Genomic DNA, 24,786 nt, shown 5'->3' with positions numbered 1-24,786 from the left:
TCATACTCAACAATGTCATGCTGAGCCTGTCGAAGCACGGTCGAAGTATAGTTCACTGCAATCCAAAATGTCTTCGACAAGCCTGCCTGACGGTAGGCAGGCTCAGACTGACATATCAATCCATTAAATATTTTTTAGACGACCTTATTTTATATGTATTTTTCTCAATTGAGATTAATCCAAACCACCTTTTCTATTAGGTTCTCTTGGCGTGGGCCATGCTCTTGGTTCTCCTGTGTCTTCATCGATAGGCAACACACTTTTTACGCTGGATGTTTTTTCGGGATTTTCACTGGCCATATAAGCTAGAACAGCGGTCAGGATCACGTTGTTTTGAACATCGTCGAACACGATTTTATCATAAGTGTCCAAGTTGGTGTGCCAGGTGTAGTTCCAATAAGCCCAACTTAGTGAACTCAGGGAAAATGCGGGTGCATCGGCTGCTACAAACGAGGCATAGTCCGATCCGCCTCTTGCGGGAGTGCCAGGAAAATGCGTTTCGATATGTTTGCGAACATCTTCCGGTACGGCAGAAAGCCAACGCCCCAGATATTCATAAGAATGTAAAAACCCTTGTCCGGATAGATTCACTACCCTTCCGGTTCCGTTATCCTGATTGAAAACCGCTTGAACATTCTTTACGATTTCCGGATGATCCTTTACAAAGGCTCTTGATCCGTTCAAGCCTTGTTCTTCGCTTCCCCATAATCCGATAATGATAGTTCGCTTCGGCTTTGGATATATTTTTTTCAGAATACGAGCCGCCTCCATCATGGTGATGATGCCCGTACCGTTGTCCGTAGCCCCTGTTCCGCCGTCCCAAGAATCAAAATGGGCAGAAAGAATGACATATTCATTCGGTTTTTCAGAACCTTTGATGGTGGCAATGGTGTTGAAGGTAGGAACGGTTCCCAGTTCTTTGGATTTTGCTACGATCTTCAACTGAGGTTTCGCTCCGTGTTCTACCATTCGGTAAAACATTCCGTAATCTTCAAGAGAAATATCAACCGTAGGGATTTCCTTGGTACGTGCGTAAAATATCTTGTTGGCACCAAACCCTCTTGACCAATACGATTGAACAATCCCGGCAGCTCCTGCTTCTTCCAAGGCTTCGGGAAGTTCTCTGGACGTATAACCGGTTTTTCTGATGTTTTCTCTCCAAGCTTTGTTTAGCTCATCTCTTTCAGCTTTCATTTTTTCAAAGGACTCTTCTGTGGCATATTCTTCCCAGTTATCATCCGGTCTTCCGGTGGGTTGTTTCATGGAAACCATAACGAGTTTTCCCTTAACAGAAGGCAACCATTTTTGAAAAGCAATAGAATCGGATACTTGGGGAAGTATAACCAATTCTGCTGTCACTCCTTTTGAAGAGGTACTTGGGTTCCATGCCAATTGTGTTCCTTCAATGGTTTTCACACGAGGGTGGACCATATCGATATGGGTAATACCGCGTTCCCAGCCTCTCCATTCACCCCATTGTTCGTTTTCTGCTGAAATTCCCCATGAGGTGTATTTGTCTACGGCCCAGTCATGGGCTTGTTTCATCTGTGGTGTGCCCACTAATCGCGGACCAATACCGTCCAAGAGTTCGTAGGCGAGTTCTTTGAGCTGTGAGTTTTCGGTAGCTTCTTTTACGATGTTTTCTACTACCTGATCTTTAGTTTGGGCACAAACAATGCTCGTTAATGCCAAAAAGACTGAAAGGAATATTGTTTTTTTCATTTTTGAATAGGTTAGATGTTGTGTTAATCTTTAAATTCTTTTAAAACTGCTTTGTTCGGAAGTTCGTCATATCCCATATTATAAAGGGTGAATCCAAAAATATCCGCATATTGCTCGATGGTCTTGCTTACGGGAGTTCCCGCACCATGACCGGCATTGGTTTCAATTCTGATCAACACGGGGTTTTCGCCGGATTGTTTTTCTTGTAGTTCTGCGGCGAACTTAAAACTGTGTGCCGGAACAACACGGTCGTCGTGATCTCCGGTAGTAACCAAAGTAGCGGGATAGTTTGTCTCTGCTTTCACATTGTGGACCGGCGAATAGCCTTTTATATATTCAAACATCGCTTTGCTGTCTTCGGCTGTGCCATAATCGTATGCCCATCCGGCTCCGGCAGTAAAGGTGTGGTATCGCAGCATGTCGAGAACTCCAACCGCAGGTAAAGCCACTTTCATCAGATCAGGCCTTTGTGTCATGGTAGCTCCAACCAAGAGTCCGCCGTTGGAACCGCCACGAATCGCCAGATAATCGGAGGACGTATAATTTTGTTCCATCAAATATTCCCCGGCAGCTATAAAATCGTCAAACACATTTTGTTTTTTCATTTTAGTACCCGCCAAGTGCCATTTTTTGCCGTATTCACCCCCACCGCGAAGGTTTGGCACGGCATAAACGCCACCTTGTTCCAGCCAAACAGCCATGGCTGTACTGAATGAAGGAGTTAAACTGATATTGAATCCGCCATAACCGTATAAAATCGTAGGGTTTTTACCGTTGCGCTCCAGTCCTTTTTTATAGGTGATGATCATGGGGACTTTAGTGCCGTCTTTAGATTCATAAAAGACTTGCTCCGACTCATACTCATCACTGTTGAAATTGATTTCGGGTTGCCAATAGACTTCGGAAGTTCCAGATTCCGGAGTGAACTTGTAGATGCTTCCGGGGGTGTTGTAATTGGTGAAAGAATAGTAAAGTGTCTTGTCTTCTTTTTTCCCATTGAAGCTTCCAATGCTTCCTATACCAGGCAATTCTATCTCGCGAACCTGTTTTCCGGAGTAATCATATTGTAATACTTTGGAAACCGCATCGACCATATATTCAGCAAAAAAATAGCCTCCGCCGGTGGAAGGGCTCAGCACATTTTCGGTTTCCGGGATAAAATCCACCCAATTTTCGGGACTTGGGTTAGTAGCATCTACGGTTACGATCTTTTTATTGGGCGCATTAAGGTTGGTGACCAAATATAATTTTGAACCATCGTTCTCGATAACATAGGTATCGCTTTCTGTTGTTTCGATAATCGGAACCATCGGAGCATCCTCTTTTGTGAGGTCTTTGATATACAATTTGTTTCCAGAAGTTGATATAGAAGCACTAATCAATAGATAGCGGTTGTCTTCAGTCACACTGCCGCCCACATAACGATGTTTTTCTTCAAGAGTTCCTCCAAATATAAGTTGATCGTCTTTTTGCGATGTTCCTAATATGTGGTAATAAAGTTTGTGTTGATCGGTTTTTGCCGAGAGTTCGCTCCCCTTGGGTTTGTCATAACTTGAGTAAAAGAAACCTTCATCCCCTTTCCACGAAATCCCACTGAATTTGATATCGACAAGAGTGTCTTCAACAATCTCCTTGGTTTCAGCATCTTTCACGATCACTTTTCTCCAGTCGCTGCCCCCTTCAGAAATAGAATAAGCGGCAATTTTTCCACTTTTGGAGAAACTCAAACCTGAAAGCGATGTGGTGCCGTCTTCAGAAAAAGTATTGGGGTCCAAGAAGATCTCCTCTTCCCCTTCTTCCCCTTTTTTGCGGTAAACGACATATTGGTTTTGGAGTCCGTCGTTTTTGTAAAAATAGGTGTAGTCACCCTCTTTGAACGGCGCTGTTATTTTTTCGTAGTTCCAAAGTTGCTCCAAGCGTTCTCTGAGTTGTTCCCTGAACGGGATTTTTTCAAGATAGCCGAAAGTCACTTCGTTTTCTGCTTTGACCCAAGCGGCTGTTTCGTCAGACATATCGTCTTCTAGCCAACGATAGGGATCTTTTACTTCAGTGCCAAAATAGATGTCTGAAGTGTCTACTTTTTTAGTGTTGGGGTAGTTCAATGAAATCTCAGTTTTAGGTTCGTTCATGCATGATACAAAAACGATGCTCAATGCAATAGTAGGAAGAATTTTCTTATACATAAAAAAGTGTGTTAGGTTACTTATATAAATAAGGAAACAAAAGATAATATTTAGTTGATTGTTATTTATTTTTCAGTTAAACGTTAACAACACTTTAATAAAAAACATAACAAAATGTTAATGTTTTGTGAAATTTTTTTAATTTGGCATCACATTAACTTAAAAACAAATTAAAATGAAGAAATGCAATTTAAAGCACTATGCTTTGTTGGGTGCAGCTGCACTAATGATTGTTTCCTGTTCGAAGGACGAAGAAAACATCAATACACCGGAGAGTGTTCAAGAAAGTGACTTGGTAACACAGCAGAGTCAGGTTGTTGAAGGTCAATACATTGTTGTTTTCAGTTCAAAAGTATCAGAAGAAATCGGTCAAAAGTCTGGAGATAATTATGCTGCGGCAAAGATGGCATCTCAATCTGAAGCAGAAAGAATGTTTTCTGACAATGAAATCGTTGGTGCTGAAGTGTATCAAACTTATGGGAAGGCGATCAAAGGGGTTGCAGTCAAACTTTCAAAGGCAGATGCTGATAAATTAGCTTTAGACGAAAGAGTAAAATATGTTGAACAAGATCGTATCGTAGCCTTGGCTCCACCTCCCGGAAAAGGTAACGGTGGCGGTGGTGGAACCATGCCACAAGAAACACCTTATGGAATTACCCGTGTTAACGGAGTAGCCGATTATACCGGCACAGGAGTAGCTTGGGTCATCGATACAGGAATTGATCTGGATCACCCCGATCTTAATGTAGATGCTTCAAGAGGGTTTAATGCGTTTACCAAAGGAAGAGATGCCGGTGAACCGGATGATGGTAACGGACATGGATCTCACGTAGCGGGTACTATTGCTGCAATTAATAATGATATTGGGGTAATTGGTGTAGCTCCCGGAGCAACTGTAATTCCTGTAAAGGTTTTGGATAGCCGTGGAAGTGGTTCGTATTCTGGTGTTATTGCCGGAGTAGATCACGTTGGAGCTAACGGAAGTGCTGGTGATGTTGCCAATATGAGTTTGGGAGGCCCTGTTTCCCAAGCATTAGATGATGCTGTTGTTGCAGCGTCTAACAACGGAATTGAATTTGCTTTGGCTGCCGGAAACGAAAGTGATGATGCTAACAATCACTCTCCTGCCAGAGCTAATGGTTCTAATATTTATACCATTTCTGCAATGGATAGCAATGATGACTGGGCATATTTCTCAAACTTCGGAAATCCACCGGTTGATTTTTGTGCACCAGGTGTTTCCATTACTTCAACTTGGAAAGATGGCGGATATAACACCATTAGCGGAACATCAATGGCATCACCACACGCTGCTGGAGTTCTATTGCTGGGAAATGCTTCATCAGATGGAACTGTAAACGGAGATCCTGATGGAAATTCTGATGCGATTATCGTATACTAAGAAATAGTATCAATAGATATTGAAGAAAAGAGGTTGTTTAAAAAGTTGTTAATTCAGATGTCATACTGAGCTTGTCGAAGTATAATATATTGAAGTTCAATGTGTCTTCGACAGGCTCAGACTGACAAATCTAATTCGTTAAGGGCTTTTCAAACAACCTCTTATATGTTTAAAGTTGATGATGAATGAATAATTACACCAAATCGTTTTCAACTAAATATTCTGCAATTTGAACAGCGTTGGTAGCTGCTCCTTTTCTCAGGTTGTCTGCAACTACCCACATGTTTAGCGTATTGGGTTGCGATTCGTCCCTTCTGATCCTTCCAACAAAAACTTCGTCCTTGTCATGCGCATAGATAGGCATTGGATAGGTGTTGGTATCTGGATTGTCTTGAACAACCACACCCGGAGTTTCACTTAATATTCTACGCACATCGGCTAATGTAAAATCATTTTCAAAAGCCACATTTACTGCTTCAGAATGTCCACCTGCGGTTGGGATTCTTACTGCTGTTGCAGAAACTGCAAAAGAATGGTCGCTCAATATCTTTTGAGGTTCGCGAGCCAGTTTCATTTCTTCTTTGGTATAGCCATTCTCTTCAAAAACATCACAATGAGGAAGGGCATTTCTGTTGATAGGGTAAGGATAAGCCATTTCACCTTCAACACCGGCCAATTCGTTTTCCAATTGTTTTACAGCCTTTACTCCTGTTCCTGAAATGGATTGATAGGTTGAAACCACCACGCGCTTCATTTTATAGGCTTTGTGCAATGGTGCCAATGTCATCACCAATTGAATGGTAGAACAATTCGGATTGGCTATTATTTTATCCTCTTTGGTCAATTCACTTGCATTGATCTCAGGAACGACCAATTTTTTGGTAGGATCCATTCTCCATGCAGAAGAGTTGTCAACCACAGTGGTGCCCACTTCTGCAAATTTAGGAGCCCATTCCAATGAAATACCTCCTCCGGCAGAAAAAATGGCAATATCAGGTTTTGCCGCAATGGCATCTTCCATGCCAATTATTTTATATGTTTCTCCTTTAAAAGTAAGTTCTTTTCCAATCGATCTTTCAGAAGCAACCAACAATAACTCTGAAACAGGGAAATTGCGTTCTTCCAATACTCTGAGCATTACTTCGCCTACCATACCGGTAGCGCCAACAACAGCTATTTTCATGTGCTTATTTAAATTAAAAGTAAATCTTGAAGCAAAAGTAATTAATATTACCGGCTCTACAAGCACAAAATGAAGGATATATAAAAATATAACAAATTGTTAAATAAATACTACAAATAAAAAGAGCCACCTGTTTTCAGGTGGCTTTGATTAATGTTTGTGTAGCGGATTGCCCTGTGTTACCCAGGGTATATTATTTGTTTTGTTTTTTCAGTTCATCCCTGATCTCAGCAAGCAACTCTTCCTGAGTTGGTCCTGGAGGTGGTGCCGGAGCTTCTTCTTTTTTCTTCTTCGATTTTTCATAGGCTCTTAGCACTAAGAAAATAAAGAAACCGATGATCACGAAATCGATGATGCTCGTAATAAAAAGACCGTAGTTAATGGAAACGGCTTCAGTTACGGTTTCAGAATTTTCGACAACAGCGTCTTTTAGTACGTACTTCAGATCTGCAAAATCTACATCTCCCAAGAGTATTCCAATAGGAGGCATGATGATGTCTTTAGTAAAAGAAGCTACAATTTTTCCAAAAGCACCTGCTATGATAACAGCGGTAGCCAAATTAACAATATCACCTTTTAGAAGAAAGGATTTAAAATCTTTAAAAAACCCCATAAGTTATTATGTATTGATTATCAGGTATCCAAGATATGAAAATATATTGGAATTTTAGAAGATAATTTCTCGCTTCACCCGCTGGGAAATAGCGCTGATAAGCTCATAGGAGATTGTTCCTGCCCAGGAAGCAAATTCGCTTGCGGTAGGATTTTGCCCAAAAACCAAGATTTCGTCTCCTTCTTCACAAGCCACATTGGTAACATCGATCATAAGCATGTCCATACAAACGTTGCCGACAATAGGGCATTTTTGTCCGTGGACAGTTAGAAAACTTTTCCCTTGTCCGTATTGCCTGCCTATACCGTCGGCATGACCTAATGGTACGGTGGCCGTTCGCATGGAGGATTTGGCAACAAAACCCCGGTTATAGCCAACACTTTCTCCTTTTTCAATTTCATGGATCTGTGAAATGACACTTTTTAAAGAGACCACAGGTTTTAGAAAAGGGTTGTATTTTTCATCATTCCCAAAACCGTAAAGTCCGATTCCGCTTCTCACCATATCAAATTGGGCTATATCAGCATAATTCAGTATTCCGGAAGTGTTCAAAATATGAAGTAAAGGCTTGTTTTTAAGCTTATCGATGAGTTTAATACTTATTTCCTTAAATATATTGATCTGCTGAAGGGTGAAATCCTTTTCATTACTATCTTCGGAAGCCATCAAATGAGAAAATACAGATGTTACCGATACACTTTCAGAATTGTTGAGTAGGGTAATAATTTTGTCAGCATCTTGCTTTTTAAACCCGAGGCGGTTGAGTCCGCTATTGAATTTTAAGTGAACCGGATATTGTTTTTCGTTTTCAGCAGCCTTTAAAAAATCGTTCAGAGTTTTAAAACTGTACAGGCTGGGTTCTAATTTATAAGTGATGATCTCTTTAAAATGAACAGGAAGCGGATGAAGAACCAGAATAGGTTTTGTGATTCCGGCCTTTCGAAGGGCAATGCCCTCTTCGGTATAGGCAACAGCAAAATAGTCAACATCCAACTTTTCAAGATACCCGGCTATTTGAGAGGCATCACTTCCGTAGGCATAGGCTTTAACCACAGCCATAAATTTGGTTGAAGGCTTGATTTTAGATCTTAAATACTCAAAATTGCTTTTTAGGGCAGGTAAATCAATTTCAAGCAGGGTTTCCTGAGCCATTTTTATCATTTTTTGAATTGTCCTTCCGGGAAGAAATTTCCTCAGGATCGTTTACTTCCATTTTGTTTACTTTCTCCCTCAGCATTGCTTTGAAAAAAGCCGCTCTGCTCAGGGGTTCGTATTCTTCCGTTTCTCCCAACAACACCAATTTATCGCTGCTGGATTTTCTAAAGCTGTAGTTGGCAAGGTTTCCGGTTCGGGTACAAATAGCGTGCACTTTGGTCACGTATTCTGCCGTAGCCATAAGTGCCGGCATAGGACCAAACGGATTTCCTTTAAAATCCATATCCAATCCGGCAACAACCACACGAATGCCTTTGTTGGCAAGGTCGTTGCAAACGGTCACGATCTCGTCATCAAAGAATTGGGCCTCATCTATACCTATTACATCACAATCGTCTGCCAGTAATCGGATATTGGCAGCGGCCGGAACCGGTGTCGACCTGATTTCGTTAGCATCGTGGGAAACAACCATGTCATCGTCATATCGAACATCAACAGCAGGTTTGAAGATCTCTACCTTTTGCTTTGCAAACTGGGCACGTTTCAGCCTGCGGATGAGTTCTTCGGTTTTTCCGGAGAACATGGATCCGCAGATGACTTCTATCCAGCCAAATTGCTCTTTATGATTTACTGTATTTTCGAGAAACATGTTGTAAATTTCTATGTGAAAAAAGAAAAGAAATTCTTTAATAGAAAAACTAGACAAACTTAAGGATAAAAATAAATCCTGAATTTAAGAATAGGAAAATAATTTCATTTGTTTATCAACAGAAAAAAGGATTTGATTTATATGTCATACATCTTTTTGTTATGGTTTTAAAAGAACTTAAACAGAAAATTAAGAAAAAAATGGCTATCTTTTACACCGGTTAGGGGTGAATGAAAAAAAGATTCGTACCACTTGTTGTGAAAAAAGGCGTTAAATTTTTTAAAAAGCAATTATGAAAAAGAAATTAGAAGCAGAACTGATGAACATTGCCCACAATATTTTAAAATTGAAGGGCAAAGAGGATTTGAAAGCTATGCAGGAGCAAGCTCAAAAATTGTATGAAAAACTGACTTTATTGAAGTTTGTAGAGGAGCATTTTGGAGATTTACAATCGACTAATATTAAAAATGAGGTAGCCGAAAGGTTTGAAGAATTGGCAAACTCTGTGCTGAAAGGGAATTCCAATGTACCGGAAAGCAATCCCAACGAAGGTGAAGATGAAATCATGACTCCGGTTATGGATACGATTAAAGATATGGTTCAGGAAATGCCGGAGGAAGAAACCCTCGACGATATTTTGTCAGGAATTGTACCCGAACCCACTTTTGTAAAAAGAGATATGGATACAGTAACCCCTAAATCTCAAAACGGAAACACAATTGTTGCTGAAAAAAGGATTTCATCGCTTAACGACAAGTTGAATCCCGGATTTTCTATTGGATTGAATGATAAACTGGCTTTTGTGAAACACCTTTTTAACGGAAGCAATGAAGATTACATCCGAGTGATATCACAAATAAACACAATGGGATCGGCGGAGGAAGCTCAAGAGTTTCTCGTTCAGATGGTAAAACCGGATTATAACAATTGGGAAGGAAAAGAAGCCTATGAAAATCGGTTTATGGAGATTTTAGAGAAGAAATTTTCTTGAAGCTAAAACTAAATAATCAAATACCTAAGGATATTATACCACATAACTAAATAACTAATCAAACCACATTTATTATGACTATCAAAAAGATTTTGTACTGGATAGCTACGGGCTTACTCTGTTTGTTTTTGGCATACGCCTTATTCAACTACATTTCCCAATTTAGTATGATAAAAGAAATGATGGCGGAATCATCCGGATATCCTTCTTACCTTATTTACATATTGATAACCGGAAAGACATTGGCGATCATTGCATTGCTGTCAAACATAAAAGGGGTTATAAAAGAATGGGCCTATGCGGGATTATTCTTTAATTTTCTCTTAGCACTTTTTGTGCATTATTCTCCGGATGGTGACGGAAAAGGCGGCGGAGCGATCATAGCTATGGTTCTGCTTATAGCTTCTTACTTTTTGGGAAGACAGGCAAGACCTTGGCTCAAATCCCACTAAGTGGGTTTTATTTTCGATGTTCAGCATCGAAATGGATTAAGGTTTATTCGCTTGAATGTCTCATGGGATTGCCCTGAAGCAGATGATTATCATAGTTCTCGATTTCCTTTTATATTTTTGTCATAAACATTGCTATGTCCAAACTATATATTGTCCCAACTCCTATTGGGAATTTAGAAGATATCACGCTCAGGGCTATAAAAGTATTGAAGGAAGCCGACCTTATCCTTGCTGAAGACACACGCACCAGTGGGAAGCTTTTAAAGCATTTGGAAGTGAATACGCCCATGCAAAGTCACCATATGCATAACGAACACAAAACCGTTGATGGAATTACAGACAAGATCCTGGGTGGAATAACGGTTGCTTTGATAAGCGATGCAGGAACTCCTGCCATCTCCGACCCCGGATTTTTACTCACACGTGCCTGTATTGAAAAGGGAATTGAAGTAGATTGCCTGCCGGGTGCGACTGCCTTTGTACCGGCTTTGGTGAATAGCGGCCTGCCTAACGATAAATTTGTTTTTGAGGGTTTTCTTCCGGATAAAAAGGGAAGGCAAACCCGTTTCAAGTTCCTTGCTGAAGAAACCCGCAGCATGATTTTTTATGTATCACCATATAAACTCATAAAAACCTTAAAAGATTTTATACAGTATTTTGGTGAAGACCGTCCGGTTTCGGTATCGCGGGAAATAACAAAGCTGCACGAAGAAACCATCCGCGGGACAGCAAAAGAAGTACTTTCCCATTATGAAGCCAAACCACCCAAGGGAGAGATTGTGGTGGTAGTTGGTGGGAGGAAATGATTAGGAATGCTTCCCTACTTCCCAACCGTGTTTCCCTAAATACTGCTCACCACTTTCAATGGCACCATCTTCCAGTGAAGTACCCATGCTGTCGTTCCAACGGTTGAGGTAACCGAACAAAGAAATCACACCGAGCATTTCAACAATTTCGCCTTCATTCCAATATTTGTACAACTCTTTTTTTATGGTTTCATCAACGGCATTGGGAACTACCGAAGCAGCCAGCGAGAAATCCAAAGCCGCACGTTCGGCATCTGAAAAAGCAGGATACGTTTTATAATCCCAGATATTGTCCAGTTTTTCCTGTTCAGCTCCGTATCGTTCTGCCGCCCTGATGGCGTGCGCCTGGCAATACCTGCAACCACTAGCGTTACTGCTTACCCAGGCAATCAAACGTTTTAAAGCTGATGTTACCCGACCTTTGTTGTTCATCACAGCTTTATTCAGGTTGATAAATGCCCGAGCGATCTCCGGACGTATCTGCATGGTGAGCACCGAATTGGGACAAAATCCTAAGGTTTCATTAAAAAATTCAGCCAATTCTTTGGTTTTAGTATCGTGTTCCGGAGGTAATGGATTTACTAGTGGCATGATTGATATCTTTATTCGTTAATTAATCTGTATTTTTGAACTTACATTTATTACAAAGCTATAAATAACAAAAAATAAAATCATGGCAAGCAATCATATTACAACAACTTGGAAAGGAGACATGAAACTTGAAAGCGATAATCCGTCCGGACACAGCCTCTTTATCGATGCCGGTGAAGAAAGTGGAGGGAGAGGAGATGGCTATCGCCCAAAAGCATTGATGCTCTCTGCATTGGCGGGTTGTTCAGGTCTGGATGTGGCCTCCCTGATAAAAAAAATGAAGCTGGATGTGGATGATTTTGAAATAAAGATCGATGCAGAACTCACCGATGAACATCCGAAATATTATAACAAAGTAACCGTAGTATATCATTTTTACGGAAGCAATTTGAACGAGAAAAAACTGCAAAAAGCAGTAGACCTTTCCGTAGAAAAATATTGCGGAGTGATGGAGATGTTCCGTCGTTTTGCTGAAATGGATATCAAGACGATATATCACGCATCTTAAGTAGGTCTCGACTGCGCTCGACCTGACACGACTTATTTGATTGAAACTGAATGTCACCTCGAGCGCAGTCGAGAGGTAATAATAGAATGAAAACATATTTTGTTTACATACTTGAATGTTCGGATGGTTACTTGTATACCGGGTTCACAAATAATCTAGAACGAAGATTCACTGAACACGAAGGAGGATTAAACACAAAATGTTATACATTCAAACGTAGGCCTGTTAAGCTTATCTTTCATCAGGTTTTTAATGATGTTAATCAGGCAATATATTTTGAGAAAAAAATTAAAAAATGGAGCCAGAAGAAGAAATTAGCATTGGCAAATGGAGATTTTGATCTGCTTCAAATTTTATCGGAGTGTAGGAATGCAACTCATTTTAAATATAATCCAAAGTCGGAGTAGATTAATAACCCAATAAGAATAGACTTATGCGTTGGACGCTTAAACCTAAACCTGAAGCATCTGAAATAAAACATTTGGCTCAACAGTTGAAAGTTGATGAAACCATTGCTACATTACTCATACAACGCGGCATAAAAACCTTTGAAAAAGCCAAAAAGTTCTTTCGTCCTTCCTTAGACGATCTCCACGATCCGTTTTTGATGAAAGACATGGAAAAAGCGGTGCTTCGTATTGAAAAAGCTGTGGCTGAGGGTGAAAATATTTTGATCTATGGCGATTATGATGTCGATGGTACTACAGCAGTCTCGCTGGTCTATTCATACCTTCAGGAGCAATATAAAAATATTGCCACCTATATCCCGGACAGATATGGTGAAGGCTATGGGGTTTCATATCAAGGGATTGATTTTGCAGACGACAACGGTTTTTCATTGATCATTGCTTTAGACTGTGGGATAAAAGCAGTCGATAAGGTGGCTTATGCCAAGGAAAAAGGGATCGACTTTATTATTTGTGACCATCACAGGCCCGGAGAAGCGGTTCCCGAAGCCGTGGCGGTTTTGGATCCAAAACAGGAAGATTGTCAGTATCCTTATGACGAACTTTGCGGTTGTGGTGTTGGCTTTAAATTGATACAAGCCTTGGGCTCCCGGTCGGGTGCTACCATAAACGATCTTGTACCCTATCTCGATCTTGTGGCAACGGCCATTGGAGCCGATATTGTTCCCATGACCGGGGAAAACAGGGTTTTGGCCTATTACGGTTTGAAGGTGATTAATGAAAGTCCGAGGGCGGGGATTAAAGCACTAAGCAAACAACTGAAAAAGCGATTGGCGATATATGATGTTGTTTTTGTGATCGCCCCCAGGATCAATGCTGCGGGACGGATGAAACACGGACAGCACGCGGTTCAGCTTTTAACGGAGAAGGATATCAACATAGCCATAAAGTATGCTGAAGAGATAGAGAACTTCAATACGGAGCGGAAAAGCTTGGATAAACAAATCACGGAAGAGGCCATCCTTCAGATCAAGGAAAACAATGAAGAAGAACACATGACCACGGTGGTCTATAACGAAAACTGGCATAAGGGCGTTATCGGTATTGTGGCTTCCCGGCTTACGGAAACCTATTACCGTCCGACATTGGTGTTTACCAAAAGTGGCGAAAAACTGGCAGCTTCGGCCAGATCGGTAAAGGGTTTTGATGTTTACAACGCTATTGAGGCCTGTGAAGATTGTTTGGAGCAGTTTGGCGGACATAAATATGCTGCCGGATTAACCTTATTGATCGATCAGTATGAGAAATTTAAGGAGAAATTTGAAAAAACGGTAGCTGAAACCATCGATAAAAGACTGCTCACCCCGGAAATAACCATCGATGCCGAAATAGATCTGAATGAAATCAGTCCGAAGTTCTATCGTATCCTAAAACAATTCGCTCCTTTTGGCCCGGGAAATATGACTCCTGTGTTTATGACCCAAAACCTCCAGGATACCGGTTATGGTAAAACGGTGGGAAAAGAAAACGACCATTTAAAACTAACGGTCACACAAAACAACAGTCCGAAAATTGGAGCAATAGGTTTTAATCTGGGCAATAAAATTGAAAAAGCAGCCAATAGAAAACCCTTTTCCGCGGTCTATTCCATCGACGAAAACGAATGGAATGGGAAAACCAATCTTCAATTAAAGTTAAGGGATATAAAATAGTTTCTAAACCGGGAGTCCGAAGTTTGATTACTCCTTTTTAGCATAATCACAATCGTCATCAATAATGATTTTCTTATCGGTTTTCCAATAACTTATTAGACATTAATGCTTGCACCTTTTATGGTTTATAGCATGTACGTGACGTTCACACTAGGAGACTTTTTTCACCTGCTCAGAATCTTGATAATTCGATTATATACAATTTCAGATATCGTCCAGGCATTACCGCCACTAGTGTTCACAAATTGAATCACCACGGTATCAGTATTCTTGTGATATCGAGCGATGCTCTGGTATCCTGGTAATAAACCAGTATGCCCATACTTATAAATAGAGGAATATATTGTCTGTTCTTCTTTATTTAAGAGGGAGCCATCATTCAATGCCCTCAGGAATATACCCACATCTTGTACCGTAGCAACCATGGATCCACCGGGAGATACAAAATCAAGCATTTTTACATCCTTGTCATAATGGGAATCGTATCCACTAACAACTTTGCTGGAGTCTACCTCACTCAGCAACCCAAAAGTATGAGTTAACCCAAGGGGAGTCAAAATTTCACTTCTGATATATTGCTGATGGTTATAACCCAATGTTTTATCTAGAATTTTACCAATCAATAGATAATTCGTATTGGAATAGTCATAACGACTGTCAGGTTCAAATTCTGAGGGGTCATCCAACACCAGTTCCAGAACCTTGTTTACATCCGTTAGGGATTTATCCCAGGGGAACTCAGGGTCTTCAATCCAATCAGGAATGCCGCTTCGGTGTTGTAGCAACATTCTCAAGGAAATCTGATCTGCATTTTCGACTCTTCCGGCAAGTTCTGGCAGGTAATCGGCGAGATTCCTATCCAAAGATAAGTTTTTACTAGTGATTAATTTGGCGGCAGCGGCAGCGATATACAACTTGCTGATACTACCAATCTTGAATAATGCTTGTGGATCGGCCGGCACTTTGTTTTCTTTATCTTTCCAGCCGGCTGTATATAATTCAGGTGGCTTACCTGATTGATCAACATACACTATAATACCATCTAAATTATAATCTATAGCATTGTCTAGCTGTTCCTGTATTGTATCTGGTAATGGCGCTAACCACGCTCTTGCCATATCCCAAGGAATGAATACCACGGCACAGATTAATACCACGGTTAGTATAATTATTTTTAGCAGTTGTTTAGGGGATTTCATTTTTTAGTCAACCTGTTTTAGGAAAATTGATTTTGATAAATTACTCATAACTTATATATCCCTCCAATCAAATATAACCTTTTTTCTTTAGGCATGTTCAAGAAGCTTTTAACCAAAAAGTAAAAATCAGGATATCAAATTGGGATTTAGAATTTGGTGCTTGGAATTTGTAATATTTAGCGCTCGTACGGTTTTGTAAGGAAATTGAACGGTAAACGGCTATAAGTATGGATAGTTCCGAAATAAATTTTGTATCATTAACGAAAGGACACAGTTATGCTGACTTGGAAAGACGTCATCAATTTTTCAGTAAACGGGAATCCCACTCCCGATAAGCGTGTGGAGAAAACCGAAGCGGAATGGGAAGCCTTATTGAGCCCGGAACAGTTTAAGATCACACGGCTTAAGGGTACAGAAATGGCTCATTCAGGAGCCTTGTGTACGACCTACGATGCGGGAAAATACAATTGTGTTTGTTGTGGTGCGCCTTTGTTTGATTCTACGATAAAATACGAGTCAGGTTCCGGTTGGCCCAGCTTTACACAACCCATAAAAGAAAACGCCATTAAATATAAAAAAGATAGTTCCTTTGGAATGGTCCGAGTGGAAATTATGTGCAATACCTGCGACGCACATCTGGGACATGTTTTTCCCGACGGTCCGGAACCAAGCGGATTGCGTTATTGTACCAACTCAGAATCGATAACATTGGAAAAAGTAGAAGATGAACAATAAGAAAATGGAAACAGCAACTGTAGGCGGAGGGTGTTTTTGGTGTGTCGAAGCCGTTTTTCAAGAGGTTAAAGGTGTAGAACGTGTGGTTTCAGGATATACCGGCGGAACAGCTCCGGGAAAACCAACCTACAGGGAGATATGTTCAGGACTTACCGGTCATGCTGAGGTGGTGCAAATTACTTTTGACCCTCAGCTGATCTCGTATCAGGATTTGCTCATCATTTTTATGACCACCCACAACCCTACAACCTTGAATCGCCAGGGAGCCGATGTAGGAACACAATACCGTTCGGTGATTTATTACCACGATGAAGATCAGAAAAAAACCGCGGAATCTGTAGTACAACAGATGGGAACTTTTTACGATGATCCCATCGTTACTGAGGTGAGTCCACTGGGAACATTTTACGAGGCGGAAGACTATCATCAGGATTATTATAAAAACAATAAAACACAAGGATACTGCTCGATGGTGATTACCCCCAAACTGATGAAACTTCGGAAAATGCATGCTGAGAAATTGAAAGAAATGTAATGAAGGATTTGAAACTTAACATACAAGATACGTTTAGTAAAGAGCTTCCGGCTGATTCGGTATTGGAAAATTCGAGAAGGCAGGTTTCCGGAGCCTGTTTTTCCTATGTAAATCCGAAGAAAACATCCGACCCGAAAATGATTCACGTTTCAGACGAAATGCTCACGGCAATAGGTTTGCATGCTGATGATAAAACTTCTGATTCATTCTTAAAAGTCTTTTCCGGAAACGGTGTTTTGTCCGATACAAAACCCTATGCCATGTGTTATGGCGGACATCAATTTGGGAATTGGGCCGGACAATTGGGTGATGGCAGGGCAATCAATCTGACTGAGGTGGTGCATAACGAAAAACGATGGGTATTACAGCTTAAAGGAGCAGGAGAAACGCCGTATTCCAGAGGTGCCGATGGTTTGGCGGTCTTGCGATCGTCTATCAGGGAATATCTGTGCAGCGAGGCGATGTTTCATTTGGGAGTGCCGACCACAAGGGCACTTTCATTGGCCCTGACCGGAGACCAAGTGCTGCGGGATATGTTGTATGATGGTCACCCGGAATATGAAAAAGGGGCTGTGGTATGTCGTGTTGCCCCTTCATTTCTGCGATTTGGAAATTATGAGATCCTGGCAGCGCGAAATGACAAAAAAACACTTCAAACCCTTGTGGATTATACTATAAAACATTTCTTTCCGGAGCTTGGAGCACCTTCCAAAGAAGCTTATATCGGCTTTTTTAAGGAAGTGGCGAAGCGCACGGTGGACATGATCGTTCATTGGCAACGGGTAGGCTTTGTTCATGGGGTGATGAATACCGATAATATGTCTGTTTTGGGACTTACCATCGATTATGGACCTTATGGCTGGTTGGAGGGCTTTGATTTTGGATGGACACCCAATACCACAGACGCCGGACAGCGCAGATACCGCTTTGGGAATCAGCCTAACATCGGACTTTGGAACTTGTTGCAGTTGGCGAATGCGCTTTATCCACTGGTGGAAAAAACAACGCCTTATGAAGATATTTTGAATGCTTATAAAACGGATTTCGAGCAGAAATCCCTTCAAATGATGCGTTCTAAATTGGGATTGACCATGAAAAATTCGAAGGATATGGCATTGATGGATGATTTGCAGGATGTACTTCAGCAAACAGAAACCGATATGACCTTGTTCTTTAGAGACCTTGGAAATTTCATAAAAGAGGTACCTGAAGAGGGACTTGCGGTTATATCTGATGCATTTTATCAACCGGAAGAGGTAACGGGAACCGTAGCGGAGAAATGGAACACTTGGTTTACCACCTACGCTGAAAGGCTGCAAAAGGAACCGATCTCCGATGCAGAAAGGAAGACAAAAATGAATGCGGTCAACCCTAAATATGTACTGCGGAATTATATGGCACAGCTCGCTATCGATGCTGCCGATGAAGGGGATTATACCTTGATCGATGAACTCTATCAATTATTAAAAAGACCATACGACGAACAACCCGAAAGCGAAAAATGGTTTGCCAAACGTCCGGAATGGGCACGCCATAAAGTTGGGTGCTCTATGTTGTCGTGTAGTTCCTAATATTGGAATTGAGCAGTTTCCACCAATTCAATAATCTCATTTACAATTAATTGCTTTTTTGTCCATGGAATAAAATGATTCTCGTCGGGAAGGGCAATGGTTTTTAAGATTGAATCGGGAAAATGTGTTTTTACAAATTGCATATTTTCAAAGGGAGCGAGAATATCTTTTTTCCCGTGGATTATCAGGGTTGGGGTTTTTATCGCTTTCCATTTATCTTTCAAAGCGATTAATTGTTCTCCATAAGTGCGTTTTTCATCGGCACCAACCACAAAGGCGGGAGGAATGATCCATCGGGTTATTTTCCATTCAGACAATTTCCCTGTCCAGGAATATTTTTCAGAATCAGGGTCTATGGCCGGCGAGAGTAGGACAAGACCGTGTAGTTCGTCGGTTAACAAAGCAGCATGAGCAGCGATAGGACCTCCGTATGAATGTCCGACTAAAATCACATTCTTTAAACCCATAAAAGCAGAAATCTCATTGACTACCATGGCTTGTTTTTCAAGGGAAGGCATGGCATTTCCGAAGTTGGAATACCCATAACCCGGTCTGTCGTAGGTAATCAAGGTAGCTTTTTGAAGGAGTGTAGTGTCTTTTAAAAATTCATAAAAAGTATCAGCAGAACCGGGAGCACCGTGAATAAACAAAATAGAAAGATCTTTTTTGTTGTCGGTACTGATGATTCTGACTTTGGCATTGGCTGTTTCAGAAAGCATATAGTTAATGGAAACAAGTACGTCTGCTCTTTTAAATATTTTTTCTGTTTTCCAATCGGAAGTTCTGAATTGCAGGAAAAAATGAAGAAAAACAAAAAAAGTAACCAGTAGTAAAAAGAAAACAATCTTTTTTCTTTTAGGGAGAAACCTTTTTATGATGAGGTTACTATTCATAAGTTTTCAGATGCATCTGCTCCCCATCGAAAACGGCATAGGTATAATGGGAAATCCAATCCCCTAGATTGAGGTATTTGCTGTTTTGTCCGAGTTTTATTTCCATAGGGAGGTGTCGGTGTCCAAAGACAAAATAATCCCGGTGTTTCTCTTTGAGCTTCTTTTTGGAATATTGAACAAGCCATTCGTTTTCTTCCCCCAGAAATTTAATATCCTCATCCCCGGAGATCAATTTGTTTTTTACAGATAGGTATTGCGCCAATTTCACACCCCAATCCGGATGTAACCACCTAAAAAACCACTTTGCCACGGGGTTGGTAAATACTTTTTTCATTCGCTTATAACCTTTGTCTCCGGGACCTAGGCCATCGCCATGGCCAATAAAAAAGGTTTTGTCGTTGAAGGTGTATTCCTGGGGTTGGTGATATACGGGAATGTTCAATTCCTCTTCAAAATAACCGTTCATCCACAAGTCGTGGTTCCCCACAAAATAGTAAACCGGAATTCCTGAATCGGTAATCTCGGCGAGTTTTCCAAAAGTTCTGGAAAAGCCTTTAGGGATAACGGTTTTATATTCAAACCAAAAATCAAAAAGATCACCCAAAAGAAAAATAGCGGCAGCATCTTGCTTTACTTCATCCAGCCATGCTACAAACTTTTTTTCCCGCACCAAACTGTCCTTTCTTGTGGGAGCCCCGAGATGATTGTCTGATGCGAAATATATATTTTTACCCTTCGGAATTTCCATTTACGAATATAAAACGGTTGTGGTTTTGTGTAAAGATAGATAAAACTTAAAATTATTCATTGTCGGCAGCGTGCCATTCCGCATAAGAAGTTTCCGTTTCCTGAAGTTTTAATGAATGTAAACGGATATACTCAGGAAGGCGTTTTTTGATTTTTTCAGCAAAATCGATGACCATATTTTCACTGGTAGGTTGATAGTTGACCAAAATAATATTATGTCCGCGCGAGGAAAGTTCGTTGGCGAGTTCGACATGAGGGGTGTTTTTATTGAATACCGTAGCATGATCAAAAACATCAACAATATCTTCTTTTACAATCTTTTTCAGGTCACCAAAATCAATCACCATTCCCAGTTTTACATGGGAAGTGTCCGTTATGGGCTCACCAATAACGGTTACCGAAAGCTTATAGCTGTGTCCGTGCACATTCCTGCACTTCCCGTCATAACCGTATAAAGCATGACCGGTTTCAAAACTGAACTGTTTGGTGATACGTATTCTGCTCATTTTTCGCAAATATGATTTTCTGCAAAGATAAGGAGTTTAGATTAGAGAAGTGGAAATCTGAATAGTGTTTAAATTTATATCAGAATGTAAAACCAATCGAATTAAGAATTAAATTTGGGTCTGTTAACAGATCCTTGAACACTTTTTTAATACAGCTTGGGATGAGTGAGTTGTTTGATCAATTGGATTTTACCGAAAATCCTTTGTATGAGTCTATTATAAACGATCTTTTAGACCGCCAATATAGTGTGACCGACAATTTCTTTTCTGAGGAAGAGGTAGAATTGCTACGGAATTCGCTTTTGGAGAAGTATGAAGAGGACAACTTCAAAAAAGCAGCGATAGGAAGCAAATTTGACGAACAGGTCGTAAAATCCATCCGAGGGGACTTTATTTTGTGGATTGATGAGCAAAAGGCGAATGAGGCTGAAGTTGTTTTTTTCTCTAAAATCAACAGCTTGGTACAATACCTTAACAAAACCTGTTTTATGGGGATATTGACCAAAGAATTTCACTATGCAATATATCCTGAAGGAACATTCTACAAACGCCACTTAGATACTTTTCAAAGCGATAGCCGACGGAAGTTGTCTTTTGTTTGTTACCTGAATGATGAACATTGGAAAAATGAAAACGGTGGGGAGCTGGTTATTTATAAAGAGGAAAGTGGTAAAGAAATAGCCGAAAGTTTATATCCCTTGCCCGGGCGTGTGGTGATTTTTGAAAGTCAGTTGCTCGAACACGAGGTGAAACCAGTATTGGTTTCAGAACGCTACAGTATTACAGGCTGGTTGAAAACAAGGTGATTTCGAACTATTTTTTAAATTTTTCCAAGGCTTCTTTGGTAAAATCAGACAGGACAAGTTTTCCGGATATCTCGGCTTTTTCGGTTAGAAGTTGATCCCAGTTTTCGGTGCCTTCCCATAAAACCTTCTTCATGTTTGTGAGGGCTTGTGGGTTGTAACGGGAAAGATTTGTTGTTAGAGTATCTATTTCTTTATCCATTTCTGAAATGGTCTCAAACACTTTGGCGTACAATCCTTTTTCTTTTGCCCAATAAGCATTCTTCCATTCGGTAGCAGCCAGCGTAAGCTCGGACAGGGCTACAATCCCCATTTTGCGTTTTAGGGCAGGAGCAATGACAAAAGGTCCGATACCGATGGTCAGTTCAGAGAGTTTTATGGAAGCTGATTCGATTGCCATGGCATAATCGCAAGTGGCAATGAGTCCGACTCCTCCTCCAACGGTTTTACCTTGAACACGCCCTACAATAATTTTTCCACATGTCCGCATGGCATTGATTACCCGGGCAAATCCGTTAAAAAAAACCTTGCCCTCTTCCTTGTTTGAAATCTGCATCAATTCATCAAAAGAAGCCCCGGCACAAAAGGCTTTTTCGCCTTCACTTTTAAGGAGGATGACATGAACATCATCGTTTTTAGAAAGTTTATTGAATTCATTCGAAAGCCTATCCAACAATTCTATCGGAAAAGAATTACTGGCAGGATGCCCAAATTCCACAGTAGCAATGTTGTTTTGAATAACAGTGTATAAACTTCCGTTTTCTCGTGTTGTGCCCATGACGTTTGAATTTATTCCTCTTTTAAGGTCGTACAAAAAATAAATGTTTTGTTGTCACACTGAGCTTGTCGAAGTGTATATGTGAACAATGCTTTGACAAGATCGGCATGATAATGCTTTCTTCAAAATTAAGCAAACTAATCTGTATTGACATACTTTCTTCTAAACTTAATAACCAAAGCTGAAGAACGGACAAGCATCCACACAAAAAAGGCAATCCAAATGGCGTAAAGTTTTAATCCGAAATAATCAAAGACAAACAAAGTAGGGGTAAAACCTACAAAAGTGGCAGCCAATAGGACATTCCGTAGATATTTAGCTTCACCCAAGCCTTTAAAGATGCCATCGAACATAAAAGCGATCGCGTTCACGGGTTGCATAATCAAAACGATCCAAAAAACAGAGGAAAACAATGCTAATACAGCGGTTTCTTTGTTGAATAACACTCCAATTTGCGTATAAAAAATGCCGCAAGCTACAATCAGGATCAGCGAAATGATAATGGCATATTTGCAGATATCGACACTTAACAACCAAAGGCGCTTGTAATCTTTTGCACCCAGAAGTCTACCTGAAATAGCATTCCCGGCATTGGCATAACCATCGATAAAAAAGGAAAAGAATAGCCAGATGTTCATCAGAATACTTTGTGCGGCGATATAATTCTTGCCATAATCTGTCGCATAAGCATTGGCGAGATAGATGGCAAAGTTGAGGGCTGCTGTACGAATAAACAGATTGACGCTCAAAAGCAACAACTTTTTCATTTGGGGGTTGATCTTAAAACTCAGTTTAAGGTGAAATGGCGTTTTTACAAAAAAGAAATACAAAGCCATGATAAGCATAACCAATTGTGCTATCACACTGGCAATTCCTGCCCCCTTTAAATGCATGGCAGGGATAAGTCCGTCGATGCCGTAAACCAGTGCATAGTCCAAAACGATGTTCACCCCGGCGCCAACTAAACTGCATTTCATGGCCCATAAGGTGTTTTGCAAGCCTCTGAACACCCCAAAAATAGCAAAAGTAACCAGCGTTAGCGGATAACCGATGGCGCGAATCTTGTAATATTCCTGAGTGTATTCCAAAATAAGCCCTTGAGCGTTGTACAGGCTAAAGATTTCCTTGGCGAGCCATGCCGTGATAAAATAAATAAAAAGGCTAAAAAGGAAATTAAAAGCAATGGCTTGTGGCACCAGTGTTTTTACAGCATGTATCCTGTTAGCCCCGAGATGTTGGGAAACGATAGCAGAAATAGCCGTTTTGGTTTGAGCCACGATCCAAATGATTGCAGACAGAAAAGAACCTACAATTCCCGCGGCGGCAAGTGCTTCTACCGGGTTTTTGTCAACATTTCCGATAATGGCGATATCGGTAAGCGAGATCAGTGGTTCAGCAATCCCGGCTATGATCGCCGGAATAGCCAGTTGATTGATTTCTTTAAAACTTATTTTGTTCTTATCACTCATTAAAGATATGCCGGTTCTGGAATGCTATGAAATTGCAAAAATAGGAAAGCTATGCCCCTTGTTTGCTGAAAAACCAGATAATTTTTGGTAAGAAAACATGTTTTTGTGTGAAACTTCGAGAAAAAGATATATTTTTGAGGTCTGAAAAGAAAAAGGATTTTTTCAGTATGGGGCATTAGCTCAGCTGGCTAGAGCGTTTGGCTGGCAGCCAAAAGGTCATCGGTTCGACTCCGATATGCTCCACGAAGGCCGTCTAAGAGATAAAACTTTTAGGCGGTTTTTCTATTTTAAGAAAAGTATAACAGCAGGGTTTTTATCATCTTTATGTGCGTTGTATCTTTATAAAAAATTAGAACACTATGAATTTAAAAGGAAAAGTAGCCTATATAACAGGTGGTACCAAAGGAATTGGATATGGAGTGGCGGAAATATTGTTGAAAGCTGGGATGAAAGTCGCTATTAGCGGCCGTAAGTTGGCTGACGCTGAAGAAGCAGCAAAACAATTAAGCGATAATGCTGACGAAGTCTTGGGATTGGCTTCAGATGTAACGGTTTTGAACGATGAAGAAGCGGCCGTCACCAAGATATTGGACAAATGGGGGCAACTCGATGTTGTTTTGGCCAATGCAGGGGTCGGACATTATAAACCGGTCGACGAATTGGAAGCTGAAAAATGGCATCAAATGATAAACACCAACCTGAATGGAGTTTACCATACCTTGAAAGCCTCAGTGGAAGCGCTAAAACAATCAAAAGGATATTATATGACCTTGGCGAGTTTGGCGGGAACTAACTTCTTTGCCACTGCTGCCGGATATAATGCTACCAAATTTGGTGTGGTTGGCTTTACGCAGGCTGCAATGTTGGACCTTAGAAAATATGATATTAAAGTGTCTACCATTATGCCGGGATCTGTTGCTTCATACTTCAACAACAATACGCCTTCAGAAAAGGATGCGTGGAAAATTCAACCGGAAGATATTGGACAAATTGTACTGGATTTACTTGAAATGCACCCAAGGACCTTACCGAGTAAAATAGAAGTGCGGCCATCGCGTCCGGATAAGAAATAAAGTTTTTAAATCATGTCAGTTTATCATTAAAGAGTCCTCCCCCAGTCCCTCCACCCCTCCAAGGGAGGGAGGGGGAGGTTAGGAGGGGATTAAAACCTGACGA

At 40.7% G+C, this 24,786-nt stretch carries 25 protein-coding genes and 1 tRNA gene; 13 read left to right on the top strand and 13 right to left on the bottom strand.

The window, feature by feature from the left end:
- Positions 1 to 174 precede the first annotated feature (174 nt).
- A complete protein-coding gene (locus OOZ15_RS03345) occupies positions 175 to 1,722 on the bottom strand; it encodes a M20/M25/M40 family metallo-hydrolase (RefSeq protein WP_265954297.1) in 1,548 nt (515 codons plus the stop codon).
- Positions 1,723 to 1,745: 23 nt separating this feature from the next.
- Entirely contained in the window at positions 1,746 to 3,905 is a 2,160-nt protein-coding gene (locus OOZ15_RS03340) for a prolyl oligopeptidase family serine peptidase (RefSeq protein ID WP_265954296.1), read from the bottom strand.
- 175 nt (positions 3,906 to 4,080) lie between these two features.
- Between OOZ15_RS03340 and OOZ15_RS03335 the strand changes: the two genes are divergently transcribed.
- Complete coding sequence (locus OOZ15_RS03335; RefSeq protein ID WP_265954295.1) at positions 4,081 to 5,307, top strand: S8 family peptidase; 1,227 nt, start codon at positions 4,081 to 4,083, stop codon at positions 5,305 to 5,307.
- 193 nt (positions 5,308 to 5,500) lie between these two features.
- Here the strand turns inward: OOZ15_RS03335 and OOZ15_RS03330 are convergent, their stop codons facing one another.
- The 4 genes from OOZ15_RS03330 to OOZ15_RS03315 form a co-directional block, all read right to left on the bottom strand.
- On the bottom strand, positions 5,501 to 6,490 hold the full coding sequence (locus tag OOZ15_RS03330; protein WP_265954294.1) for an aspartate-semialdehyde dehydrogenase: 990 nt from the start codon (positions 6,488 to 6,490) through the stop codon (positions 5,501 to 5,503).
- Between the two features lie 193 nt (positions 6,491 to 6,683).
- Positions 6,684 to 7,103: a large-conductance mechanosensitive channel protein MscL gene (gene mscL, locus OOZ15_RS03325; RefSeq protein ID WP_265954293.1), complete on the bottom strand. Its 420-nt coding sequence runs from the start codon at positions 7,101 to 7,103 to the stop codon at positions 6,684 to 6,686.
- A 54-nt stretch (positions 7,104 to 7,157) separates the two neighbouring features.
- Positions 7,158 to 8,264, bottom strand: coding sequence for an alanine racemase (alr, locus tag OOZ15_RS03320; protein WP_265954292.1), 1,107 nt, complete (start codon positions 8,262 to 8,264; stop codon positions 7,158 to 7,160).
- Positions 8,233 to 8,907, bottom strand: a complete 675-nt coding sequence (locus tag OOZ15_RS03315) for a thymidine kinase (protein ID WP_265954291.1) — start codon at positions 8,905 to 8,907, stop codon at positions 8,233 to 8,235. Before OOZ15_RS03315 ends, alr begins: the two co-directional genes overlap by 32 nt.
- A gap of 292 nt (positions 8,908 to 9,199) precedes the next feature.
- Here OOZ15_RS03315 and OOZ15_RS03310 point away from each other — a divergent pair, with 292 nt between their 5' ends.
- The 3 genes from OOZ15_RS03310 to rsmI all read left to right on the top strand — a co-directional run bounded on the left by OOZ15_RS03310 (position 9,200) and on the right by rsmI (position 11,156).
- Positions 9,200 to 9,898 (top strand): DUF8457 domain-containing protein, encoded by a 699-nt coding sequence (locus tag OOZ15_RS03310; protein ID WP_265954290.1) that lies wholly within the window; start codon positions 9,200 to 9,202, stop codon positions 9,896 to 9,898.
- A 74-nt stretch (positions 9,899 to 9,972) separates the two neighbouring features.
- Complete coding sequence (locus OOZ15_RS03305) at positions 9,973 to 10,350, top strand: DoxX family protein (protein ID WP_265954289.1); 378 nt, start codon at positions 9,973 to 9,975, stop codon at positions 10,348 to 10,350.
- Between the two features lie 134 nt (positions 10,351 to 10,484).
- Positions 10,485 to 11,156 carry a 16S rRNA (cytidine(1402)-2'-O)-methyltransferase gene (rsmI, locus tag OOZ15_RS03300; protein ID WP_265954288.1) on the top strand — a complete coding sequence of 224 codons (672 nt, stop codon included), beginning with the start codon at positions 10,485 to 10,487 and terminating at the stop codon, positions 11,154 to 11,156.
- On the opposite strand, the gene OOZ15_RS03295 is transcribed toward rsmI, so the two are convergent.
- Positions 11,157 to 11,747, bottom strand: coding sequence for a carboxymuconolactone decarboxylase family protein (locus OOZ15_RS03295; protein ID WP_265954287.1), 591 nt, complete (start codon positions 11,745 to 11,747; stop codon positions 11,157 to 11,159).
- An 82-nt stretch (positions 11,748 to 11,829) separates the two neighbouring features.
- On the opposite strand from OOZ15_RS03295, the gene OOZ15_RS03290 reads away from it, so the two are divergent.
- From OOZ15_RS03290 to recJ, 3 genes are read left to right on the top strand one after another with little or no spacing between them, the layout of a single operon-like run.
- Positions 11,830 to 12,255 (top strand): OsmC family protein, encoded by a 426-nt coding sequence (locus OOZ15_RS03290; protein ID WP_323053773.1) that lies wholly within the window; start codon positions 11,830 to 11,832, stop codon positions 12,253 to 12,255.
- A gap of 50 nt (positions 12,256 to 12,305) precedes the next feature.
- Entirely contained in the window at positions 12,306 to 12,662 is a 357-nt protein-coding gene (locus OOZ15_RS20245) for a GIY-YIG nuclease family protein (protein ID WP_416337306.1), read from the top strand.
- Between the two features lie 26 nt (positions 12,663 to 12,688).
- Complete coding sequence (gene recJ, locus OOZ15_RS03280) at positions 12,689 to 14,374, top strand: single-stranded-DNA-specific exonuclease RecJ (protein ID WP_265954285.1); 1,686 nt, start codon at positions 12,689 to 12,691, stop codon at positions 14,372 to 14,374.
- A 164-nt stretch (positions 14,375 to 14,538) separates the two neighbouring features.
- Here the strand turns inward: recJ and OOZ15_RS03275 are convergent, their stop codons facing one another.
- Positions 14,539 to 15,573, bottom strand: coding sequence for a serine hydrolase domain-containing protein (locus tag OOZ15_RS03275; protein WP_265954284.1), 1,035 nt, complete (start codon positions 15,571 to 15,573; stop codon positions 14,539 to 14,541).
- A gap of 276 nt (positions 15,574 to 15,849) precedes the next feature.
- Between OOZ15_RS03275 and msrB the strand changes: the two genes are divergently transcribed.
- From msrB to OOZ15_RS03260, 3 genes are read left to right on the top strand one after another with little or no spacing between them, the layout of a single operon-like run.
- A complete protein-coding gene (gene msrB / locus OOZ15_RS03270) occupies positions 15,850 to 16,308 on the top strand; it encodes a peptide-methionine (R)-S-oxide reductase MsrB (RefSeq protein WP_265954283.1) in 459 nt (152 codons plus the stop codon).
- A complete protein-coding gene (gene msrA / locus OOZ15_RS03265; protein ID WP_265954282.1) occupies positions 16,298 to 16,843 on the top strand; it encodes a peptide-methionine (S)-S-oxide reductase MsrA in 546 nt (181 codons plus the stop codon). The genes msrB and msrA overlap by 11 nt, the downstream gene beginning before the upstream one ends.
- A gap of 8 nt (positions 16,844 to 16,851) precedes the next feature.
- Positions 16,852 to 18,414, top strand: a complete 1,563-nt coding sequence (locus tag OOZ15_RS03260) for a protein adenylyltransferase SelO (RefSeq protein ID WP_265954539.1) — start codon at positions 16,852 to 16,854, stop codon at positions 18,412 to 18,414.
- Here OOZ15_RS03260 and OOZ15_RS03255 read toward each other — a convergent pair.
- From OOZ15_RS03255 to OOZ15_RS03245, 3 genes are read right to left on the bottom strand one after another with little or no spacing between them, the layout of a single operon-like run.
- Positions 18,411 to 19,307 (bottom strand): alpha/beta fold hydrolase, encoded by an 897-nt coding sequence (locus OOZ15_RS03255; protein ID WP_265954281.1) that lies wholly within the window; start codon positions 19,305 to 19,307, stop codon positions 18,411 to 18,413. The genes OOZ15_RS03260 and OOZ15_RS03255 overlap by 4 nt on opposite strands.
- Entirely contained in the window at positions 19,300 to 20,055 is a 756-nt protein-coding gene (locus OOZ15_RS03250) for a UDP-2,3-diacylglucosamine diphosphatase (RefSeq protein ID WP_265954280.1), read from the bottom strand. Before OOZ15_RS03250 ends, OOZ15_RS03255 begins: the two co-directional genes overlap by 8 nt.
- Before the next feature lie 52 nt (positions 20,056 to 20,107).
- Positions 20,108 to 20,560, bottom strand: coding sequence for a 6-pyruvoyl trahydropterin synthase family protein (locus OOZ15_RS03245; protein WP_265954279.1), 453 nt, complete (start codon positions 20,558 to 20,560; stop codon positions 20,108 to 20,110).
- A 161-nt stretch (positions 20,561 to 20,721) separates the two neighbouring features.
- Here OOZ15_RS03245 and OOZ15_RS03240 point away from each other — a divergent pair, with 161 nt between their 5' ends.
- Complete coding sequence (locus tag OOZ15_RS03240; RefSeq protein ID WP_265954278.1) at positions 20,722 to 21,366, top strand: 2OG-Fe(II) oxygenase; 645 nt, start codon at positions 20,722 to 20,724, stop codon at positions 21,364 to 21,366.
- A 7-nt stretch (positions 21,367 to 21,373) separates the two neighbouring features.
- Here the strand turns inward: OOZ15_RS03240 and OOZ15_RS03235 are convergent, their stop codons facing one another.
- The gene (locus tag OOZ15_RS03235; RefSeq protein WP_265954277.1) at positions 21,374 to 22,141 is read right to left on the bottom strand and encodes an enoyl-CoA hydratase/isomerase family protein; all 768 of its coding nucleotides are present in this window, start codon (positions 22,139 to 22,141) and stop codon (positions 21,374 to 21,376) included.
- 137 nt (positions 22,142 to 22,278) lie between these two features.
- A complete protein-coding gene (locus OOZ15_RS03230) occupies positions 22,279 to 23,610 on the bottom strand; it encodes an MATE family efflux transporter (protein ID WP_265954276.1) in 1,332 nt (443 codons plus the stop codon).
- 169 nt (positions 23,611 to 23,779) lie between these two features.
- On the opposite strand from OOZ15_RS03230, the gene OOZ15_RS03225 reads away from it, so the two are divergent.
- Both OOZ15_RS03225 and OOZ15_RS03220 read left to right on the top strand, forming a co-directional pair.
- Positions 23,780 to 23,853: transfer RNA gene (locus OOZ15_RS03225), tRNA-Ala, on the top strand.
- A 116-nt stretch (positions 23,854 to 23,969) separates the two neighbouring features.
- Entirely contained in the window at positions 23,970 to 24,683 is a 714-nt protein-coding gene (locus OOZ15_RS03220) for an SDR family oxidoreductase (RefSeq protein ID WP_265954275.1), read from the top strand.
- Positions 24,684 to 24,786 lie beyond the last annotated feature (103 nt).

Origin of the sequence: Galbibacter kalidii (assembly GCF_026241135.1) — a bacterium.
In the GTDB taxonomy this organism is placed as follows: Bacteria; Bacteroidota; Bacteroidia; order Flavobacteriales; family Flavobacteriaceae; genus Galbibacter.
The sequence above is the reverse complement of the archived record's forward strand: the minus strand, read 5'-3'. Positions and strand labels throughout refer to the sequence as shown.

Excerpts from the sequence above, each read along its gene's own strand:
- OOZ15_RS03335 (WP_265954295.1), top strand. The coding sequence starts at position 4,081 with ATGAAGAAATGCAATTTAAAGCACTATGCTTTGTTGGGTGCAGCTGCA.
- OOZ15_RS03275 (WP_265954284.1), bottom strand. The coding sequence starts at position 15,573 with ATGAAATCCCCTAAACAACTGCTAAAAATAATTATACTAACCGTGGTA.
- OOZ15_RS03315 (WP_265954291.1), bottom strand. The coding sequence starts at position 8,907 with ATGTTTCTCGAAAATACAGTAAATCATAAAGAGCAATTTGGCTGGATA.
- rsmI (WP_265954288.1), top strand. The coding sequence starts at position 10,485 with ATGTCCAAACTATATATTGTCCCAACTCCTATTGGGAATTTAGAAGAT.
- OOZ15_RS03345 (WP_265954297.1), bottom strand. The coding sequence starts at position 1,722 with ATGAAAAAAACAATATTCCTTTCAGTCTTTTTGGCATTAACGAGCATT.
- OOZ15_RS03295 (WP_265954287.1), bottom strand. The coding sequence starts at position 11,747 with ATGCCACTAGTAAATCCATTACCTCCGGAACACGATACTAAAACCAAA.
- OOZ15_RS03340 (WP_265954296.1), bottom strand. The coding sequence starts at position 3,905 with ATGTATAAGAAAATTCTTCCTACTATTGCATTGAGCATCGTTTTTGTA.
- OOZ15_RS03290 (WP_323053773.1), top strand. The coding sequence starts at position 11,830 with ATGGCAAGCAATCATATTACAACAACTTGGAAAGGAGACATGAAACTT.
- OOZ15_RS03310 (WP_265954290.1), top strand. The coding sequence starts at position 9,200 with ATGAAAAAGAAATTAGAAGCAGAACTGATGAACATTGCCCACAATATT.
- alr (WP_265954292.1), bottom strand. The coding sequence starts at position 8,264 with ATGATAAAAATGGCTCAGGAAACCCTGCTTGAAATTGATTTACCTGCC.
- OOZ15_RS03250 (WP_265954280.1), bottom strand. The coding sequence starts at position 20,055 with ATGGAAATTCCGAAGGGTAAAAATATATATTTCGCATCAGACAATCAT.
- OOZ15_RS03235 (WP_265954277.1), bottom strand. The coding sequence starts at position 22,141 with ATGGGCACAACACGAGAAAACGGAAGTTTATACACTGTTATTCAAAAC.
- mscL (WP_265954293.1), bottom strand. The coding sequence starts at position 7,103 with ATGGGGTTTTTTAAAGATTTTAAATCCTTTCTTCTAAAAGGTGATATT.
- msrA (WP_265954282.1), top strand. The coding sequence starts at position 16,298 with ATGAACAATAAGAAAATGGAAACAGCAACTGTAGGCGGAGGGTGTTTT.
- OOZ15_RS03245 (WP_265954279.1), bottom strand. The coding sequence starts at position 20,560 with ATGAGCAGAATACGTATCACCAAACAGTTCAGTTTTGAAACCGGTCAT.
- OOZ15_RS03330 (WP_265954294.1), bottom strand. The coding sequence starts at position 6,490 with ATGAAAATAGCTGTTGTTGGCGCTACCGGTATGGTAGGCGAAGTAATG.
- OOZ15_RS03255 (WP_265954281.1), bottom strand. The coding sequence starts at position 19,307 with ATGAATAGTAACCTCATCATAAAAAGGTTTCTCCCTAAAAGAAAAAAG.
- OOZ15_RS03240 (WP_265954278.1), top strand. The coding sequence starts at position 20,722 with ATGAGTGAGTTGTTTGATCAATTGGATTTTACCGAAAATCCTTTGTAT.
- OOZ15_RS03305 (WP_265954289.1), top strand. The coding sequence starts at position 9,973 with ATGACTATCAAAAAGATTTTGTACTGGATAGCTACGGGCTTACTCTGT.
- recJ (WP_265954285.1), top strand. The coding sequence starts at position 12,689 with ATGCGTTGGACGCTTAAACCTAAACCTGAAGCATCTGAAATAAAACAT.
- OOZ15_RS20245 (WP_416337306.1), top strand. The coding sequence starts at position 12,306 with ATGTCACCTCGAGCGCAGTCGAGAGGTAATAATAGAATGAAAACATAT.
- msrB (WP_265954283.1), top strand. The coding sequence starts at position 15,850 with ATGCTGACTTGGAAAGACGTCATCAATTTTTCAGTAAACGGGAATCCC.
- OOZ15_RS03230 (WP_265954276.1), bottom strand. The coding sequence starts at position 23,610 with ATGAGTGATAAGAACAAAATAAGTTTTAAAGAAATCAATCAACTGGCT.
- OOZ15_RS03220 (WP_265954275.1), top strand. The coding sequence starts at position 23,970 with ATGAATTTAAAAGGAAAAGTAGCCTATATAACAGGTGGTACCAAAGGA.